Source organism: Vreelandella massiliensis, assembly GCF_900155385.1.
In the GTDB taxonomy this organism is placed as follows: domain Bacteria; phylum Pseudomonadota; class Gammaproteobacteria; order Pseudomonadales; family Halomonadaceae; genus Vreelandella; species Vreelandella massiliensis.
Genome location: NZ_LT699752.1, coordinates 1 through 15,699 on the forward strand (window position 1 = coordinate 1; position 15,699 = coordinate 15,699).

18 protein-coding genes and 1 rRNA gene are annotated in these 15,699 nt (G+C 54.4%); 12 read left to right on the forward strand and 7 right to left on the reverse strand.

What is annotated here, in order from left to right; all coding sequences use genetic code 11:
- Positions 1 to 192 precede the first annotated feature (192 nt).
- Positions 193 to 308: ribosomal RNA gene (gene rrf / locus BQ9846_RS15455) — 5S ribosomal RNA — on the forward strand.
- 67 nt (positions 309 to 375) lie between these two features.
- On the opposite strand, the gene BQ9846_RS15460 is transcribed toward rrf, so the two are convergent.
- The 4 genes from BQ9846_RS15460 to flgA form a co-directional block, all read right to left on the reverse strand.
- Positions 376 to 1,116: an SDR family NAD(P)-dependent oxidoreductase gene (locus BQ9846_RS15460; RefSeq protein ID WP_075881949.1), complete on the reverse strand. Its 741-nt coding sequence runs from the start codon at positions 1,114 to 1,116 to the stop codon at positions 376 to 378.
- A gap of 100 nt (positions 1,117 to 1,216) precedes the next feature.
- On the reverse strand, positions 1,217 to 1,666 hold the full coding sequence (locus BQ9846_RS15465) for a flagella synthesis protein FlgN (RefSeq protein WP_075881950.1): 450 nt from the start codon (positions 1,664 to 1,666) through the stop codon (positions 1,217 to 1,219).
- Between the two features lie 30 nt (positions 1,667 to 1,696).
- Positions 1,697 to 1,966, reverse strand: coding sequence for a flagellar biosynthesis anti-sigma factor FlgM (gene flgM, locus BQ9846_RS15470; protein WP_075881996.1), 270 nt, complete (start codon positions 1,964 to 1,966; stop codon positions 1,697 to 1,699).
- A 97-nt stretch (positions 1,967 to 2,063) separates the two neighbouring features.
- Positions 2,064 to 2,786 (reverse strand): flagellar basal body P-ring formation chaperone FlgA, encoded by a 723-nt coding sequence (flgA, locus tag BQ9846_RS15475; RefSeq protein ID WP_328585377.1) that lies wholly within the window; start codon positions 2,784 to 2,786, stop codon positions 2,064 to 2,066.
- Positions 2,787 to 2,980: 194 nt separating this feature from the next.
- On the opposite strand from flgA, the gene flgB reads away from it, so the two are divergent.
- The 11 genes from flgB to flgL all read left to right on the forward strand — a co-directional run bounded on the left by flgB (position 2,981) and on the right by flgL (position 13,785).
- On the forward strand, positions 2,981 to 3,415 hold the full coding sequence (gene flgB, locus BQ9846_RS15480) for a flagellar basal body rod protein FlgB (protein WP_075881951.1): 435 nt from the start codon (positions 2,981 to 2,983) through the stop codon (positions 3,413 to 3,415).
- A gap of 32 nt (positions 3,416 to 3,447) precedes the next feature.
- On the forward strand, positions 3,448 to 3,852 hold the full coding sequence (flgC, locus tag BQ9846_RS15485) for a flagellar basal body rod protein FlgC (protein ID WP_075881952.1): 405 nt from the start codon (positions 3,448 to 3,450) through the stop codon (positions 3,850 to 3,852).
- A 10-nt stretch (positions 3,853 to 3,862) separates the two neighbouring features.
- On the forward strand, positions 3,863 to 4,561 hold the full coding sequence (locus tag BQ9846_RS15490) for a flagellar hook assembly protein FlgD (protein WP_075881953.1): 699 nt from the start codon (positions 3,863 to 3,865) through the stop codon (positions 4,559 to 4,561).
- 24 nt (positions 4,562 to 4,585) lie between these two features.
- Positions 4,586 to 5,893 carry a flagellar hook protein FlgE gene (gene flgE / locus BQ9846_RS15495; RefSeq protein ID WP_075881954.1) on the forward strand — a complete coding sequence of 436 codons (1,308 nt, stop codon included), beginning with the start codon at positions 4,586 to 4,588 and terminating at the stop codon, positions 5,891 to 5,893.
- A gap of 47 nt (positions 5,894 to 5,940) precedes the next feature.
- Positions 5,941 to 6,699, forward strand: a complete 759-nt coding sequence (locus BQ9846_RS15500; protein WP_075881955.1) for a flagellar basal body rod protein FlgF — start codon at positions 5,941 to 5,943, stop codon at positions 6,697 to 6,699.
- A gap of 27 nt (positions 6,700 to 6,726) precedes the next feature.
- Positions 6,727 to 7,509: a flagellar basal-body rod protein FlgG gene (gene flgG, locus BQ9846_RS15505; protein WP_075881956.1), complete on the forward strand. Its 783-nt coding sequence runs from the start codon at positions 6,727 to 6,729 to the stop codon at positions 7,507 to 7,509.
- 37 nt (positions 7,510 to 7,546) lie between these two features.
- Positions 7,547 to 8,236: a flagellar basal body L-ring protein FlgH gene (locus BQ9846_RS15510; RefSeq protein WP_075881957.1), complete on the forward strand. Its 690-nt coding sequence runs from the start codon at positions 7,547 to 7,549 to the stop codon at positions 8,234 to 8,236.
- 90 nt (positions 8,237 to 8,326) lie between these two features.
- Complete coding sequence (locus BQ9846_RS15515; RefSeq protein WP_075881958.1) at positions 8,327 to 9,400, forward strand: flagellar basal body P-ring protein FlgI; 1,074 nt, start codon at positions 8,327 to 8,329, stop codon at positions 9,398 to 9,400.
- Positions 9,400 to 10,440: a flagellar assembly peptidoglycan hydrolase FlgJ gene (gene flgJ / locus BQ9846_RS15520; protein WP_235818990.1), complete on the forward strand. Its 1,041-nt coding sequence runs from the start codon at positions 9,400 to 9,402 to the stop codon at positions 10,438 to 10,440. Before BQ9846_RS15515 ends, flgJ begins: the two co-directional genes overlap by 1 nt.
- A gap of 59 nt (positions 10,441 to 10,499) precedes the next feature.
- The gene (flgK, locus tag BQ9846_RS15525; protein WP_075881959.1) at positions 10,500 to 12,488 is read left to right on the forward strand and encodes a flagellar hook-associated protein FlgK; all 1,989 of its coding nucleotides are present in this window, start codon (positions 10,500 to 10,502) and stop codon (positions 12,486 to 12,488) included.
- A 16-nt stretch (positions 12,489 to 12,504) separates the two neighbouring features.
- Positions 12,505 to 13,785, forward strand: a complete 1,281-nt coding sequence (flgL, locus tag BQ9846_RS15530) for a flagellar hook-associated protein FlgL (protein ID WP_075881960.1) — start codon at positions 12,505 to 12,507, stop codon at positions 13,783 to 13,785.
- Between the two features lie 66 nt (positions 13,786 to 13,851).
- Here the strand turns inward: flgL and fliR are convergent, their stop codons facing one another.
- From fliR to fliP, 3 genes are read right to left on the reverse strand one after another with little or no spacing between them, the layout of a single operon-like run.
- Positions 13,852 to 14,643, reverse strand: a complete 792-nt coding sequence (gene fliR / locus BQ9846_RS15535; protein WP_075881961.1) for a flagellar biosynthetic protein FliR — start codon at positions 14,641 to 14,643, stop codon at positions 13,852 to 13,854.
- Between the two features lie 4 nt (positions 14,644 to 14,647).
- Positions 14,648 to 14,917 carry a flagellar biosynthesis protein FliQ gene (fliQ, locus tag BQ9846_RS15540; RefSeq protein ID WP_075881962.1) on the reverse strand — a complete coding sequence of 90 codons (270 nt, stop codon included), beginning with the start codon at positions 14,915 to 14,917 and terminating at the stop codon, positions 14,648 to 14,650.
- A gap of 35 nt (positions 14,918 to 14,952) precedes the next feature.
- Positions 14,953 to 15,687, reverse strand: a complete 735-nt coding sequence (gene fliP, locus BQ9846_RS15545) for a flagellar type III secretion system pore protein FliP (protein ID WP_144049482.1) — start codon at positions 15,685 to 15,687, stop codon at positions 14,953 to 14,955.
- Positions 15,688 to 15,699: the final 12 nt, after the last annotated feature.

Consider the following 15,699-nt stretch of genomic DNA (forward strand, 5'->3'; position numbering starts at 1 on the left):
TCGGATGTGGACGCGCTGCAAGGCGTTGAGCTAACCGATACTAATGGCCCGTGAGGCTTGACCCTATAACACCCAAGGGGTTGGGTCGCCAATGATAACGACTGTTCAAACGAACACCGGATACGCAGACGTAGCGAAAAACGCTAGGTGAAAGAGACGCACAAAACACAGCATGATATATCGCCAGTTACGCCTGACGACCATAGCGAGCGGGAACCACCTGATCCCTTGCCGAACTCAGCAGTGAAACCGCTCAGCGCCGATGGTAGTGTGGGGCCTCCCCATGCGAGAGTAGGTCATCGTCAGGCAATTATCCGAAAAATCCCCCGGGGCAGCCGCCTCGGGGGATTTTTTTGTGGGGTAATTAAAGAGCCATTACCACTCAATGGGTTCACCCGCCCAGTCCCAAAAGCTGCCAGTATCGTCGGGTGTTCGTTTTGCCATCACCCCGATAAGGCTTTCCGCAACAAAACTTGGGCTAAAGAGTTTGTTTTCGGGTACGCGTGCTTGGAACGGTTTAGAGAGATCTGTATCCGTGGTGCCCGGATGTAGGCACAGCACGATCGATTGCTTATTAAGCCGTTTAAGCTCAATCGATGCTGTCTTGAGCAGCATGTTATGGGCGGCTTTGCTTGCACGGTAGCTGTACCAGCCGCCAAAGCCATTATCACCAATTGAGCCAACGCGAGCGGAAAGGCTTGCAATAATGGTGGGATGCTTACCTTGTAGCGAGTCTTTCACTGCCGCGATCAGCAGCGCTGGCGTTGCGGCATTAATGTGCATCACCTGAGCGAAAGCCTCGCTGTCCAGCTCTTCTAAGCGCTTTTCAGGTTCGAGCGCATTGTCATGATCATGCAGGATACCGATAGCGTTAAACAGCAGATGCACAGGCTCGCCATCGAGCTGCTCTCTCAGCTGCTGCCGCCCCCTTTCTTGGCTTACATCCGCCGTAAGGGGAGTGACGCGTGAGTCGGAAAAGGTCTGGGGCGCGCGGCTAACCGCGATGAGCTTACCCATTTGGGAAGTGTTTAATAGGGATTCCACCACAGCGTGACCGATACCACCACTGGCACCCGTTACCACGGCTGTGAAATGACTCGGAAGATGGGGCAGCATACGAAGCACCTAAATGAGAACTGTGTGTTTCCATTGAAGCGTCTTGTACACGTTTTGTCTATATTTCAGGCGGCGCTATTTAAAAATGGCGCGAAGAGGCTCAAGCGGAGGCGTTGATGCGGCCAGGCTGGGCGCTGTTGCGTCCATCGGGCTTGTACAATGTTTTTTCAGCGATTTGGCGAATATAGTCCAGCATTTGCTGATTGTGCTTCATGCGCAGCGAGAGCATCTGGCCGGTTAGCTCATTCATGCGTGCAACGCGCTCACTTTTGGCCAGTAGCTGCTGCCAGTCAGATTGGCAGTTGGCGTCTTTGGCAGCCTTTATAGCCCCTTCAGCGCCTTTTTCGTAGCCAAGGCGACTTTGCACATCACGGCGCAGGCTTTCCATGCGGTCGAGTTCTGCCAGTAAGGATTGCTTCTCTTTGGCTAATGTCGCCAATGCGTCGCCATCAATGTCGCCCTGGGTAAGTAGCGACTGCTCTTTTTCCATTAATGCAATCAACGTATTCATACGCTCTTGTTGATCGCTAAGTAGGCGCGCGAGACTCATGAGGGCGTCTCCTTACAGAATCGGTGGTAGTTACTGGCTACCCAGGCTTGCCAATAGGCCGTTGGCAATACGTTCAGGGTCGACTTCTAGCCGGCCTTCGCGAATGGCGTCGCGGATCTCATCGACTTTGGTTTGGTCGATATCTTGCGAGGTATCCACGCTTTGCTGGCTCAAACGGGTTGCATCGGCTGATGCTTGGTTAACGTTTGCCGCGCTGGCCGCTTGGGGTTTCTGCGCTTCGTCGCGCGACTGTGTCTGCTGATTGGGGCGCAGCAGCGAATTTAGAGCATCGACTTTCATGTGGGTGGCCTCCGGTAACTGGGTGGCGTTTTGCGCCAATTACCTACGCTATCGGCGGCGCCTAGCAAAACTTTAGCGCTGAATGGCAAAAGTCGCGCTAAAAATCGACCCGCAAAACACCCTTGTCGATAACGCGTGCCTCCATGATTTCACGGGAGCCAAAACGGACGCGAACACGCTCGTTTAGGCCACCGTCATCCATGGCCTCGCCCTCGCGCGCGACGCGAAAGGAAGCGCCTTCGGCAATCACGGTGACGCGCTCTCCCCGTTCGACCAAGCGTGGCGCTTGAAGGTCGTGCGCTTGAAAGGTGCTGCCACGACTGATGGGTCGGCGTGTCATGTTGCCGATAATAGCCTCGGCGTCGGTCACCGTGCGCGATGAGAGTTCACCCAGGTTGCCGTGTTGCGTATCGAGCATCGCTTGCGTAATGCGTGTGCCGCGGGGAATATCTTCCGCAGCCACGGCGTAAGGGCCGATAACGTCAATCTGAGCCTGTAGATAGCGAACTTGGCGCTGCTGCTCGCCACAACGAACGCCGACTGAAACGCGCCCCAAGGGAGCCTGATTAGCATTGGGAAGAAAGGGCTCGGGATCAAGGCAAGGCGGTAAATGGGGGGAAGGCGGGCGCAAATCAATCACCACTTCTTCGCCGAGCGCCTGGGTCTTTTCGTACAAAAATTGATGGACTCGCTCAGTTAGCGCTGCGTCGTCAGCGAACACGGAGAGTGGCTGTAAAACCAGGCTGCCTAGCATTGCAAAAAACAGCGCCACCGCAAATCGGGACACCCCTCGGAAATTAACGGGCAGCAGTGCCAGCATGTGCGTCGTCTCGGTCGTCGGCTGAATCTAAGGCTAAGGAGAAGTGCCTGTGGAGTGTAACGAAACGGCTTAGTGGGTATCAGCCGAAATACCGGGTGAAAAAAGGGCTGTTCCATGCTTTAGAATGACAGGATGGAGGGTATTCTTCATCATCAGTAAATTCCCATTTAATTCGCCTCTCAGAGAGGATGGGCATGATCGATCAACTGGAAGCGTCATTTAACCATCACCAGCAGGCACTTAGCTTACGCCACGCGCGTCACGAAGTGCTAGCGGCTAATATCGCCAACGCGGATACACCTAACTACAAAGCGCGCGATATTGATTTCGGCAGTGAGTACAAAAAAGCGGTCAAGAACAGCGAGCGCGCGCAGGGTAACCGCGAAGGCCTGGCGCTTGAGCGCACCTCGGCGAGTCACCTGCCGGGGGAAGGCCCAGCGTTGCGCAGCGGCGCTGGCAATCTGGATTTGCTCTATCGCATACCCGACCAGCCCAGTTTGGATGGCAACACGGTGGATATGGACCGTGAACGCTCTCAGTTTGCCGATAACGCCGTGCGTTATCGCGCCGCGATCACCATGCTTAATAGCCGCATCCAAGGGCTGAAAAATGCCATGCAGCCTGAATAATTCTACTAAGTCAGGCGAGGAGTCTTAGCACTATGTTTTCCGCATTTGATATCTCCAGTTCCGCGATGAGTGCGCAGTCGCAGCGCATGAACGTGACCGCAAGCAACATGGCCAATGCCGACAGCGTGGCGGGGCCGGACGGCGAAACCTACCGCGCCAAGCAGGTAATGTTTGAAACCCAAGCGAACAATAACCGCTATGGTGTCGGTGGCGTGCGCGTGACGGAAGTGGTGGAAAACGACTCGCCGCTGCGCATGGAGTACATGCCCAACCACCCCGCCGCGGATGAAGACGGCTACGTTGCCAAGCCCAATGTCGAGCCGGCGCACGAAATGGTGAACATGATCTCCGCTTCGCGGTCCTATCAGGCCAACGTCGAGGTGTTCAACACCAGCAAGCAGATGCTGATGCAGACGCTCTCGCTCGGTCAGAACTAAGGAGTAGGCAATGATTGACGGTCTCAATAGCGCTGCGCTAGATCGCATTAACGGTAATGGTGGCAACCCAAAGCTCACTCAAAACCAGTCAGATGAACTACGGGAAAGCTTTCTGACCATGCTAGTGACGCAGCTGCAAAATCAGGACCCCATGGATCCGATGAAAAACGAGGAAATGACCTCGCAGCTTGCGCAGATCAATACAGTCAGCGGCATTGAACAACTCAATGATACGCTTAACGGCATTACCCAGCAGATGGATGCCGGCAAGATGCTGCAAGCATCGGGCTTGATCGGCAACGCGGTGTTGGTACCGGGCAATAGCGTCAAAGTGAATGTTGACGACGAAGGCGCCTCTCACGCCACTCCGTTTGGCCTTGAATTGGATACGCCCGCTGAACGTGTCGAAATTAGCGTACGCAGTAAAGGCGGTGAGGTGGTTTACACCGAACAAGTGAATAATGTCAGTGCTGGGGTTCAGTCCTTTAGCTGGGATGGCTTAAACAGCGATGGTGAGCCACTAGCACCCGGCGATTACCGCGTCAGCCTTAAGGCCTTTGATGCTGATGGTGAAGAGATGAGCGCTCAGTCACTTAATTACGCGATGGTTCAAGGCGTGACACCCGCTAACGATGACGGCGATGTGCGCTTAGATCTGGGCGCCATTTATGGCCAGGTCGGCATCGACCAAGTTAAACAAATTCTGTAATTAAAAAGTTTCAGGGGAAAGAGAATGAGTTTTTCACAAGCGCTTAGCGGCTTGAACGCCCAGCAACAAAAGCTCGGTGCCGTCGGCAACAACATTGCCAACTCGCAAACGGTCGGTTTTAAAAGCTCCAACGTGCAGTTTGCCGATGTATTCGCTCAGTCGCGCATTGGGCTGGGTACACGGGTGTCTGGCGTGCTGCAGGATTTTAGCCAGGGTAATGTCGAATCCACCAACCGTAACATGGACTTGGCCATTGCCGGCGAAGGCTTCTTCCGCTTCCAGCAGCCTGGTGGTGAAGTGGGCTATTCGCGCAACGGTCAGTTGACTATGACTCCCGAGGGTGAACTGGTAAATGCCCAAGGCGCTCGGATTATGGGTTACGCTGCAAATGCTGATGGCGAAGTACAGCCAGGAGGCGATGTAGAAGCTTTCACGGTGGATACGGATGACATGGAGGCGAGTGCTACAGATAATGTAAGTATGACGCTGAATCTTGATTCGGGAGAGCCAGCTATCACTGGGGGTATCGATACTGCTGAGCCCTCAACGTATAACTTTTCTACAAATGCCACTGTTTTTGATTCCCAAGGTAATGGCCGAAACCTAACAGTTTATTTCCAAAGACAGTTTGTCGATGATACAGCTAACCCATTGGTTACAACCAATAATTGGGCTGTTCATGGCCGACTAAGTGGAGGGCCGGATGGTGGAGGAGAATATGAAGGTCCGATTGGAACTTTAAGTTTCAATGAGAGTGGCACGCTACCAGAAGATGGTTTTGACTTTGTTGATCCCGGGGATAGCGATATTGTAGCTAATGATGCGGATGGAAACCCACAAGTAAGCTTCACTGAAGGTGAGTTTGATCAGGGTAATGATGGCCTTTTTGAAAACTTAGAGTTTTCTTTAAACTTCAATGGATCTTCTCAGTTTGCAAATGACTCTACAGTAAATAACGTCAATCAGGATGGCTATACTTCTGGCTCGCTGGTTGGTGTGATTATCGAAGATGACGGCACCGTAGTGCGAAATTACTCCAATGAGCAGTCTCTTGCCGCAGGGCAGATCGCACTCGTTAGTTTCCGCAACCCGGAAGGCTTGCGCCCAGTAGGTGACAACCTCTGGTCGGCAACCGGCTCTTCTGGCCAGGAGCTTGTGGGTGCACCGGGCACCGGACAGCGCGGTTTGATTGAGGCGAGCGCGATTGAAACCTCTAACGTGGATCTCGCGGCGGAACTGGTGGATATGATCGTCTCGCAGCGGGCGTATCAGGCCAACTCGCAGACCATCAGCACCCAGGACGAACTGCTACAGACCATCATAAACCTCTGATCGGTATAACAAAATAAGCGCCTTGGGCGACGCATAAGGAGTCAACCGTGGATCGGATGCTTTATACCGCGATGAGCGGTGCCAAACACAGCATGGATCAGCAGGCGGTGGTCAGTAATAACTTGGCCAACGTCTCGACTACCGGCTTTCGTGCTCAGCTAGATGCTGTGCGCGCGGTGCCGCTTCAGGGTGAGGCACGGTTAGACTCGCGCACTCACGCGGTGACCACCACGCCGGGCACGGATTACTCTCAAGGCCCGTTGATGCAGACCGGGCGCGCGCTTGATGTGGCGATGGAAGGTGACGCATGGATGGCCGTGCAAGCGGAAGACGGCAGCGAAACCTATACCCGCCGCGGTGATTTGCAGGTCGATGCAGACGGCATTGTATTGAACGTTGGTCGCCCAGTGATCGGTGATGGTGGCCCTATCAATGTGCCCCAGGGAGCTGAGCTTTTTATCGGTGCTGATGGCACTATCAGCGCCATTCCCGAAGGGGAGGGTCCCGAAGCGCTGGTAGATGTGGGTCGTATTAAGTTGGTAACCCCTGAGCCTAACGAGCTCACTCGCGGTGAAGATGGCCTCTTCCGCGCGCCCGAGAATGAAGAGGGTGAACCAGGGGCATTGGACGCTAACGAAGATGCCTCATTGGTGAGCGGTGTGCTTGAGGGCAGTAACGTCAGCGCCGTGGATGCCATGGTGTCAATGATCGACGTCGCGCGCCGCTACGATATGCAGATGAAAGTGATCACCACCGCCGATGAAAATGCTCAAAGTGCCAACAGTATGCTCTCTATTCAGGGGTGATACGCCTGATAGCCAAAGGAATTTTTCATGATTAAATCGCTCTGGACGGCCAAGACCGGCCTTGAGTCGCAGCAGACCAAGCTGGATGTTATCTCTAACAATTTGGCTAACGTCAGCACCAACGGGTTTAAGCGCTCGCGCCCGGTGTTCGAAGATTTGCTGTACCAAAACATGCGCCAACCCGGTGCGCAGAATAATATCCAGGATCGCCTGCCCTCCGGGATGCAGGTGGGTACTGGCGTGCGCCCAGTGGCGACGGAGCGCTTGCATTCGCAAGGCGGGCTTGAACAAACTGAAAACTCGCGCGACTTGGCGATTAGCGGCAAAGGGTTTTTCCAAGTATTGATGCCCGATGGCACTACGGCGTACACCCGCGACGGCAGCTTTCAGCTGAACGAGAACGGCCAAATGGTGACAGCCAACGGTTATCCGCTTGAGCCGGCTATTTTTATTCCCGAAAACGCGCTCTCCGTCACCATCGGTGAAGACGGCACCGTCAGCGTACGTGAGCCGGGTAACCCGATTGATAATGAAATTGGCCAGGTAAACCTCGCTTCCTTTATCAACCCGACCGGTTTAGAAAGCATCGGGGGTAATCTCTACCTTGAAACAGGCTCTTCGGGCGCGCCAAACCAAAATATTCCCGGCCAAAACGGCATTGGTACGCTCTTCCAGGGTTATGTGGAAACCTCCAATGTGAGCGTTGTCGAAGAGATGGTGAGCATGATCCAGACTCAGCGTGCCTATGAGATCAATAGCAAGGCGATTACCACTAGCGATGAGATGTTGGCCCGTTTGAGCCAGCTATAACGTGATCGGTTACAACGTGAAGAGTGCAGTACAGCGTATGCGGCAGTGGGGAGTATGGGGGCGCTACCTTAGGTTATGGGGGGTGGCCCTCTTTTTCGTTGCGCTAGCGGGTTGTGCGCAAGTGCCTCGGGCCTCGGTGGTGGGCGAGCAGGAGAGAATCGAGGTAATCGATCGCCCGCCGCCCATTCCCAACGGGTCTATTTACCAAACACGACGTGGCCATGAACCGCTTTTCGAGGATCGCCGCCCCCGTGCCATCGGCGATATTTTGACCATTGTGCTCGATGAGCAGGTGAGTGCCAGCAAGTCGTCACAATCCAACGCTAACCGTGATGGCAGTGCAGGGTTGGAGCTTGCACAGTTGCCCGATGTGCTCGATACGCTGGCGGAATACGGCTTTGATGTCTCGGGCAATAACGAATTTAACGGCGGGGGCGGCTCCCAGGCGACCAACTCCTTTACTGGTACTATCACGGTCTCCGTGCTTGAAGTGATGAACAACGGCAACTTGCGGGTGCGCGGCGAAAAACAGATCGCGATCAATCAGGGCACTGAGTTTATCCGTTTCTCGGGCGTGGTGAACCCCCGGACGATTACCGCGCAAAACAGCGTGCCCTCCACGCAAGTCGCCGATGCGCGGATTGAGTACGTGGGCGATGGCTATATCAATGAAGCGCAGCACATGGGGTGGTTGCAGCGCTTCTTCTTGAACGTATCGCCGTTCTAACGCATAGGGTGACTGATGACAAAGCGGGCTAAAATAGAGCAAACAACCCCCTTAGGCTGGCGACGTTTTTGGCGTTCACTTACGGCGGCGATGCTAATGTGCGCCATCATCCTGCCCGCCCAGGCAGAGCAAGTGCGTGAATTGGCAGGTTTTGCCGGGGTGCGTAATAACCAACTGGTGGGTTACGGGCTTGTCGTGGGGTTAGACGGTACCGGTGACCAAACCACGCAAGCGCCGTTTACCAGCCAGAGCCTGGCTAACATGCTCTCGCAGCTGGGGGTGACCATCCCCCAAGGCACCAATATGCAGCTACGCAATGTCGCGGCGGTGATGGTGACCGCGAATTTGCCTCCTTTTGCTCGCCCTGGGCAAGAGATGGATATTGTCGTCTCATCCATTGCCAATGCCAGTAGCCTGCGCGGCGGCACGCTGCTGATGACCCCGCTTAAAGGCGCGGATGGCGATACCTACGCCATGGCGCAGGGCAATATGCTGGTCGGTGGAGCCGGCGCCCAGGCGGGCGGCAGTAGCGTTCAAATAAATCAGCAAGCCGTGGGTCGTATTCCCAACGGCGCCACGGTGGAGCGCGAGGTGCCGCTCAACCTGGGCGCCAATGGCGGCACGCTGGAGCTTCAGCTGGATGAAGCCGATTTTGGCACCGCTCAGCGTATGGTCACCGCGATTAATAATGAGTTTGGGCGCTCCGTGGCTTATGCGCGTAACGGCGGGGTGATCGCGCTCGATGGCCCGGCGGATGCCAATGAGCGAGTGAATTTCATGGCGCGTGTGGAGAGCGTCGATGTGACGCCAACACGTGCACCGGCCAAAGTGGTGGTGAATGCGCGCACGGGCTCGGTGGTGATGAATCAATCGGTAACACTGCGCCAAGCCGCCGTGGCGCACGGCAATCTCTCCATTACGATCGACACCAACTTCGGGGTCAGTCAGCCCAATCCTTTGGGAGAGGGAGAGACGGTGGTGGTGCCAGACACTGATATCGAAGTCGAGCAGCAAGAAGCCTACCTAAGAATGGTGGAAGGAGCTCAGCTCAGCGAGGTGGTGAACGCACTCAATGCGCTAGGGGCAACGCCACAGGATCTGATGTCAATTCTTGAAGCCTTGAAGCAGGCGGGTGCCCTGCGCGCCGAGCTGGAGGTGATCTAGTGAGCGTTAGCAACGACATGACCGGCCAGTTCGCGCTGGATATGCAGGGCTTTCAGCGCCTACAGCACACCGCGCGGACGAACCCGGAAGAGGGCGTCGAGAGTGCCGCACAACAGTTTGAGGCGCTGTTTGTGAAGATGATGGTCAAAAGCATGCGCGATGCCATTCCCACGTCGGGGTTGATGAGCAGCCGCCAAACGGATTTTTATCAGTCGATGCTGGATCAGCAGTGGTCACAAGTCATTGCCTCGCGCGGCATGGGCTTAGCGGATTCGCTGGTCGATCAACTAGAGCGCCAAGGGGCGTTTAAACGCAGTGAGACTTCAACGGGTGGTGACAGCGCAACGCAAGAGTTGATCGCTGGCATTCCGCGCGGTACTCCGCTCGCGCTAGGGAGTGCTAATCCGCTACCCGATGAAAGTAGCGTGGGCGTGACTCAAGACGATTTGAAAGGATTTTTGTCTGAACTCGATGCGGTAAGGAAATCAGCGCCGCAAGAGAGAGGGGTAGAAGGGGGTATTGTCGATGAGATACCCGCAAAAAGTGGCGTGGGTGATCACGTCCAGCAGTTTAAAGATCGATTGGCCGAGCCCGCTCAGGTGGCGAGCCAAGCAACCGGTGTGCCGGCTGAACTGATTCTTGCCCAAGCCGCGCTAGAAACCGGCTGGGGGCGGCATGAGATCACCACCCGCGAGGGGCGCAATAGCCATAACCTCTTCGGCATAAAAGCGGGCAGCCAGTGGCAGGGGGAAACGACTGATATTGTCACCCATGAGTACATCAATGGCCGCCGCACCCAGGTCGTGGATACCTTCCGGGTCTACGACTCCTTTGAGCAGGCGTTTACCGACTATGCGTCCCTGATTGGCAGTAATCCCCGCTATGCAGGCGTGCTGAATGCCCCGGATGCCCAAAGCGCCGCCCAAGAACTCCAAGCGGGCGGCTATGCGACTGACCCCCGCTATGCCAATAAACTCGTTGCGGTCATGCAAACCTTGGGCGCATTGGATTCAAGCAATTTGCTGGCTTCATCGCGCTGAACCCTTAAGTTTTTCTGCGCTTAGCCGATAGGTAAAAGATCGGCTTAAGGAATCGAACCATGAGCATGTTTTCTACCGGGCTAAGCGGCCTCAGTGCGGCGCAAAGCGCCCTCAACACCACGAGCAATAACATTAGCAATGTCTACACCCCGGGCTATAACCGCGAGCTCACCCAACTTGGTGAAGGTTCCGCGGGTACTCGCGGTGTGCAGGTCGATGATATTGAGCGCCAGTTTAATCGCTACGTCGCGGATCAGCTCAATAGCGCCAAAACACAGTCGAGCGCGCTGGAAAAATACGCGGAGCAAGTCAGCCAGATTGATAATTTGCTGGCGGATCGTGATGCGGGTTTGGCGCCGCTGATGCAGAACTTTTTCTCCTCGCTGGAAGACTTGGCCAGCGCGCCCTCAGACCCCGCTTCACGCCAGGGCGTATTGGGCACGGCGCAAACGTTAAGCGCGCAGTTCCGTTCGTTTGACGGTTATCTGCAAGACATGCAGAGCAATATCAATAGCGAAATCCAAGACGAAGTTACCCAGATCAATAACACCACCGAACAAGTCGCCGGGTTGAACCGCGAGATTGCGCTTGCCCGAGCGCGTACCGGGGAAGCTCCTAACAGCTTGCTCAATCAACGCGATAAGCTGATAACGGATCTAAACGAGCGGATGGATCTGCGTCTTAATATTCAGGATGGCAAAACCTATAACGTCAGTTTGCCCAATGGCCAGCCTCTGGTGACAGGCACCGACTCGTTTCAGCTAGAGTCGATAAAGTCAGAAATTGACCCGCAGCGTACCGTTGTCGGCTACCGTGATGGTGGCGGGAACTTGGTTGAGCTAGAGGAAGACGTGATCACTGGCGGGGCATTAGGTGGTTTGATGACATTCCGCCAAGAGACGCTGGATAAAACCCAGAACCAGATCGGCCAGTTGGGCGTCTCCCTGTCCATCGCTTTCAACGAGCAGCATAAGCAGGGCGTTGACCTTAACGGCGAGCAAGGGGGTGACTTCTTTAATGTTCGTCAGCCGCAGACGTATAGTTACGAAAACAATAGCGCGGACGATCTTTTAACCTCGGCTGAGTTTAACGTTGATTCTATCGATGACTTGCGTGCGACGGATTATACCGTGCGGGTAGTTAGCGATAATCCAACGGAAAGCGCTGACTTCGAAGTTGTGCGTAAAGACAATGGTGAACCTGTCGCGCTAGAAGATGATGATTTCGACGCCACCGAGAATACGCTTAGGTTTGGTGGTATCACTCTTACATTTAACGAGAGTACTAGCCTTCAAGCAGACGATCGTTTCGAGGTACAGCCCGTGCGCCGTGCCGGCGCCGGAATGGAAGCTAATATCGCCGATTTGGATAAAATTGCGGCCGCATCCATGTACGAGCGCAGTGGAGATATGGCAGTGAGTGACTTGCGATTTACAGGTGGCTCACTAGCAGCAATTGATGCCGAAGTGGGGGGACTAGAGTCAAGTGACAAACTTGAGTTATCTCTTGACGAGAATGGTCAACTGACAGGCTTTCCTAGTGGAGTTGAGGTTACACGTACCAATGAAGTTAATGGTACAACAGAGTTTACTCCTGGTAGTGATCAGCTAGAGGCAGGTGATAGAGTTAATGTAGTTTACGATGGCAAAGCACTACTTAGTTTTAGTGTCGATGACTTACCTGAGGAGGGTGAAGTAACTACGTTAACGCTTTCACCAAGCGCGGCCAATTCCGGCGATAATCGTAACGCCCTCGCCCTTCAAGACTTACAAAGCCAAAGCGTCGTGGGCGGTAGCGCCTCTGTAAGCGGCGCCTACGGCGCGATGGTCAGCGATGTGGGTAACCGGACCAACATCACCCAAGTCAACTTGGACGCGCGCCAAGGCCTGACCGACCAGTTGGAAGCGGTTCAGCAGTCTGAATCAGGTGTTAATTTAGATGAAGAAGCGGCCAATCTGATTCGTTACCAGCAGTATTACCAAGCCAATGCTAAGGTGATCGATTCGGCGACCACCATCATGGACACTATTTTGGGTCTACGCGGTTAACTCGGGAGCTTAAGTCATGCGTATTAGTTCGGTCACCATGTTTGAGCAGGGCACTGCGTCGATTAACCAGCAGCAGAGCGACTTTCTCAACGTTAGTAAGCAAATTGCCAGCGGCCGCCGTGTGGTTAACCCTTCTGATGATCCTCAGGCGGCGTCCCGTGCGGTTCGTGTTGATCAGTCGAAAGCGGTCACGCAGCAGTTTGAAGATGCCCGCGTTTCAGCACGCAACTCCTTATCGCAGACGGAAAGCGTCCTTAATAGCGTTAGCGATGCTGTCACCAGCGCCAAGACGCTGTTGGTGCAGGCGTCAAGCGATACCTTAAGCGATGTGGACCGTGAATCCGTTGCCAGTGAGCTGCGCGGTATCTACGAAACCATGATCGGCCAGGCGAATGCCACCGATGGCAACGGTCGCTATTTATTCGGCGGCTATGCGGATAATGCCCCGCCGTTTGTTAAAGAAACGAATGCTGCCGGAGACGAATTTGTTACCTACCAAGGTGATAACAACAAACGCGAACAGCGTATTGATGCTTCCCGTTTGATGCCGGTCACGGAAAACGGCGACTCTATCTTTAAAAGCGTACCCAGCGGTGCGGGATATGTGGCTGAGGCCAAAAAATTTGATTTTGATGCCGAAGGGAAAGTTACAGATTCAGAGCAAAATAGCGGGAGTGTGACTTTTGGCGGACCGCAAGTTACTAACGTCAACGATGTTGACGGAGGTAGCTTCCGTATCAATTACAGCGGCACAGATCCCGAAGTGATGGATTTCACTATGGAGCGCTATGATTCTGAAAATGGTTGGGAGAATTTTACTGATTTCGAGGTAAATGGAGACACCGTCTCTTTTGGCGGCTTGAGTATTACTCTCAATGGTGAGCCAGAAGCAGGCGATGAAATTCTAGTCGCCCAGGCGGGTAGCGAGCAGCGTGAGCCAAACCTCTTCCGCACCATGGAAGAAGCTATCCGTGTATTGGAAAACCCAGTAGAAACCGACGCTGATAAGGCGGAGTTGCGCAACACGCTCAATACCTCGATGCGTGATCTGGATAATGCCCTAGATAATGTACTCACCGTGCGTGCCTCCGCTGGCGCGCGGCTTAATGAGCTGGATGTGGTGGATGCCGTAGGTAGTAACCGGATGCTCAACTATGAGCAAACGCTTTCGGATCTTGTCGATTTAGACTACGTCGATGCCATTTCGGAATACAGCTTGCGCCAAGTGGGTCTGCAGGCGTCGCAGCAAGCCTTTGCCGATATTAAGGGCATGTCGCTATTTGATTTCTTACGTTAAGCGTTAATGCGCATAACCTATAGGTTGTAAGCAAAACCCCAGGTCATCAGCCTGGGGTTTTTGCGTTTAAGAGACTTGCGCCATTAACTCGATCAAGCCCTGCATAAAGGAAACGCCATCGCTGAAAAGGCGCTGTAAAAAGCGACCAATGTCGGTCATTAGTACCATCAGCAGTATGAGCCCTACTGTCAGCGAGGTAGGAAAGCCGATATTGAACACGGTGAGCTGGGGGGCTGAGCGGTTCAAAATCCCCAGGGCGAGGTTGATGATCAGCAGAGAGCCAACCAAAGGGAGCGCCAACAGCATACCGGAGGCAAAGATAGTACCGCCGTAGCGGGCGAGCACTTCAAAGGCGTTGGCGTTAATGAGATCGACCCCAATGGGCAGCGTTTGAAAGCTCATCACCAAGACTTCCAGTACCATCAGGTGGCCATTGAAGGCCAGAAACATCAACAGCGTCACCATATAGAGAATCCGCGATAACACCATGATGTTCGTGCCACTGGCGGCATCAAAAAAGCTCGCGAATGCTAGCCCCATCTGTAGCCCAATGAACTCCCCTGCGGCTTGGACGACGGCAAAGACGATGTGCATGACGATGCCAATGGCCGCGCCGATCACGATCTGCTCAACTACAATGCCGGCGCCTGCCCATGACATGATCGGTACATCTGGCATGGCGGGCAAAACGGGCGCAATGACCACCGCTACCACCGCGGCAAGGGCGACTTTAGCTTGGTTGGGCACGCTAGAGTGGCCCCATAGCGGGGTGGCGGCCATAAACGCGGTGATACGAACGAACGGCCACAAAAAAGCCACAAGCCAGCCGTGTAACTGGTCGTAGGTGACCTCGACCATGCGCCTACATCACCATGCTGGGGATATTGGTAAACAAGCGCTCGGTAAAATCGGTAATCAAGCCTATCAACCAGGGGCCCGCGAGTACCAAGGTGGCAAATACGGCCAGAATTTTAGGAATAAACGTGAGGGTCATCTCGTTGATTTGTGTCGCTGCCTGGAACAGGCTGATCACAAGCCCTGTGGCAAGCGCGGCAAGCAGAAGCGGGCCGGCCAGAAACAGCGTGACGCGCATTCCTTGGTAGGCAATGCTCATGACCATTTCGGGTGTCATGGAGAAACTCCTGCACCGCTGAGGGCGGTGTATATTTATACTATATAGAAACTTTCGGCCATTGAGCCGATGATGAGCTGCCAGCCATCGACGAGAACAAAGAGCATCAGTTTAAAAGGCAGTGAAATCGTAATCGGCGGTACCATCATCATACCCAGAGCCATCAAGGTGCTGGCCACGACGAGGTCGATGATCAAGAACGGAATAAAAATCGTAAAGCCGATTTGAAATGCCGTTTTGAGTTCGCTGGTGACAAAGGAGGGTAGCAGCACGCGCATCGGCAGCTCTTCTGGCCCCTCCATCGGGCCAATATCGGCCAAACGTGCGAAAAGGGCGATATCCGGCTCGCGGGTTTGCGCCAACATAAACTCGCGGAAGGGCTCCTGAGCAAGCCGCAAAAACTCCTCAAAATTAATATCTTCTTCCGAGAGCGGTACCCAAGCCGTTTGATAGACCTGGTCCAGCACCGGCGACATGATAAAAAACGTCAAAAAGAGCGCAATACCCAGAAGCACTTGGTTAGGCGGCGTGGCCTGGGTGCCCATCGCGGTGCGCAGCAGGCTGAGCACGATAATGATGCGGGTAAAGCTGGTCATCATTAAGAGCAAGGCCGGCAGAAACGCCAGCGAGCTTAAAAAGAGCAGCGTTTGCAGCGAAACCGACCACTGCTGGCCCCCATCTTCCATGGGTTCGCTGACGATACCAGGGATCTCCTGGGCATAACTCAGGCTCGGCAGCCATAACAGCGCCACGAGCCCGAATAATGCCATCAAAGCGGGAAG

Excerpts from the sequence above, each read along its gene's own strand:
- BQ9846_RS15490 (WP_075881953.1), top strand. The coding sequence starts at position 3,863 with ATGATTGACGGTCTCAATAGCGCTGCGCTAGATCGCATTAACGGTAAT.
- fliP (WP_144049482.1), bottom strand. The coding sequence starts at position 15,687 with ATGGCATTATTCGGGCTCGTGGCGCTGTTATGGCTGCCGAGCCTGAGT.
- BQ9846_RS15465 (WP_075881950.1), bottom strand. The coding sequence starts at position 1,666 with ATGAGTCTCGCGCGCCTACTTAGCGATCAACAAGAGCGTATGAATACG.
- flgM (WP_075881996.1), bottom strand. The coding sequence starts at position 1,966 with ATGAAAGTCGATGCTCTAAATTCGCTGCTGCGCCCCAATCAGCAGACA.
- flgK (WP_075881959.1), top strand. The coding sequence starts at position 10,500 with ATGAGCATGTTTTCTACCGGGCTAAGCGGCCTCAGTGCGGCGCAAAGC.
- fliR (WP_075881961.1), bottom strand. The coding sequence starts at position 14,643 with ATGGTCGAGGTCACCTACGACCAGTTACACGGCTGGCTTGTGGCTTTT.
- flgC (WP_075881952.1), top strand. The coding sequence starts at position 3,448 with ATGTTTTCCGCATTTGATATCTCCAGTTCCGCGATGAGTGCGCAGTCG.
- BQ9846_RS15515 (WP_075881958.1), top strand. The coding sequence starts at position 8,327 with ATGCTAATGTGCGCCATCATCCTGCCCGCCCAGGCAGAGCAAGTGCGT.
- flgG (WP_075881956.1), top strand. The coding sequence starts at position 6,727 with ATGATTAAATCGCTCTGGACGGCCAAGACCGGCCTTGAGTCGCAGCAG.
- flgB (WP_075881951.1), top strand. The coding sequence starts at position 2,981 with ATGATCGATCAACTGGAAGCGTCATTTAACCATCACCAGCAGGCACTT.
- fliQ (WP_075881962.1), bottom strand. The coding sequence starts at position 14,917 with ATGACACCCGAAATGGTCATGAGCATTGCCTACCAAGGAATGCGCGTC.
- flgE (WP_075881954.1), top strand. The coding sequence starts at position 4,586 with ATGAGTTTTTCACAAGCGCTTAGCGGCTTGAACGCCCAGCAACAAAAG.
- flgL (WP_075881960.1), top strand. The coding sequence starts at position 12,505 with ATGCGTATTAGTTCGGTCACCATGTTTGAGCAGGGCACTGCGTCGATT.
- BQ9846_RS15510 (WP_075881957.1), top strand. The coding sequence starts at position 7,547 with ATGCGGCAGTGGGGAGTATGGGGGCGCTACCTTAGGTTATGGGGGGTG.
- BQ9846_RS15460 (WP_075881949.1), bottom strand. The coding sequence starts at position 1,116 with ATGCTGCCCCATCTTCCGAGTCATTTCACAGCCGTGGTAACGGGTGCC.
- flgA (WP_328585377.1), bottom strand. The coding sequence starts at position 2,786 with ATGCTGGCACTGCTGCCCGTTAATTTCCGAGGGGTGTCCCGATTTGCG.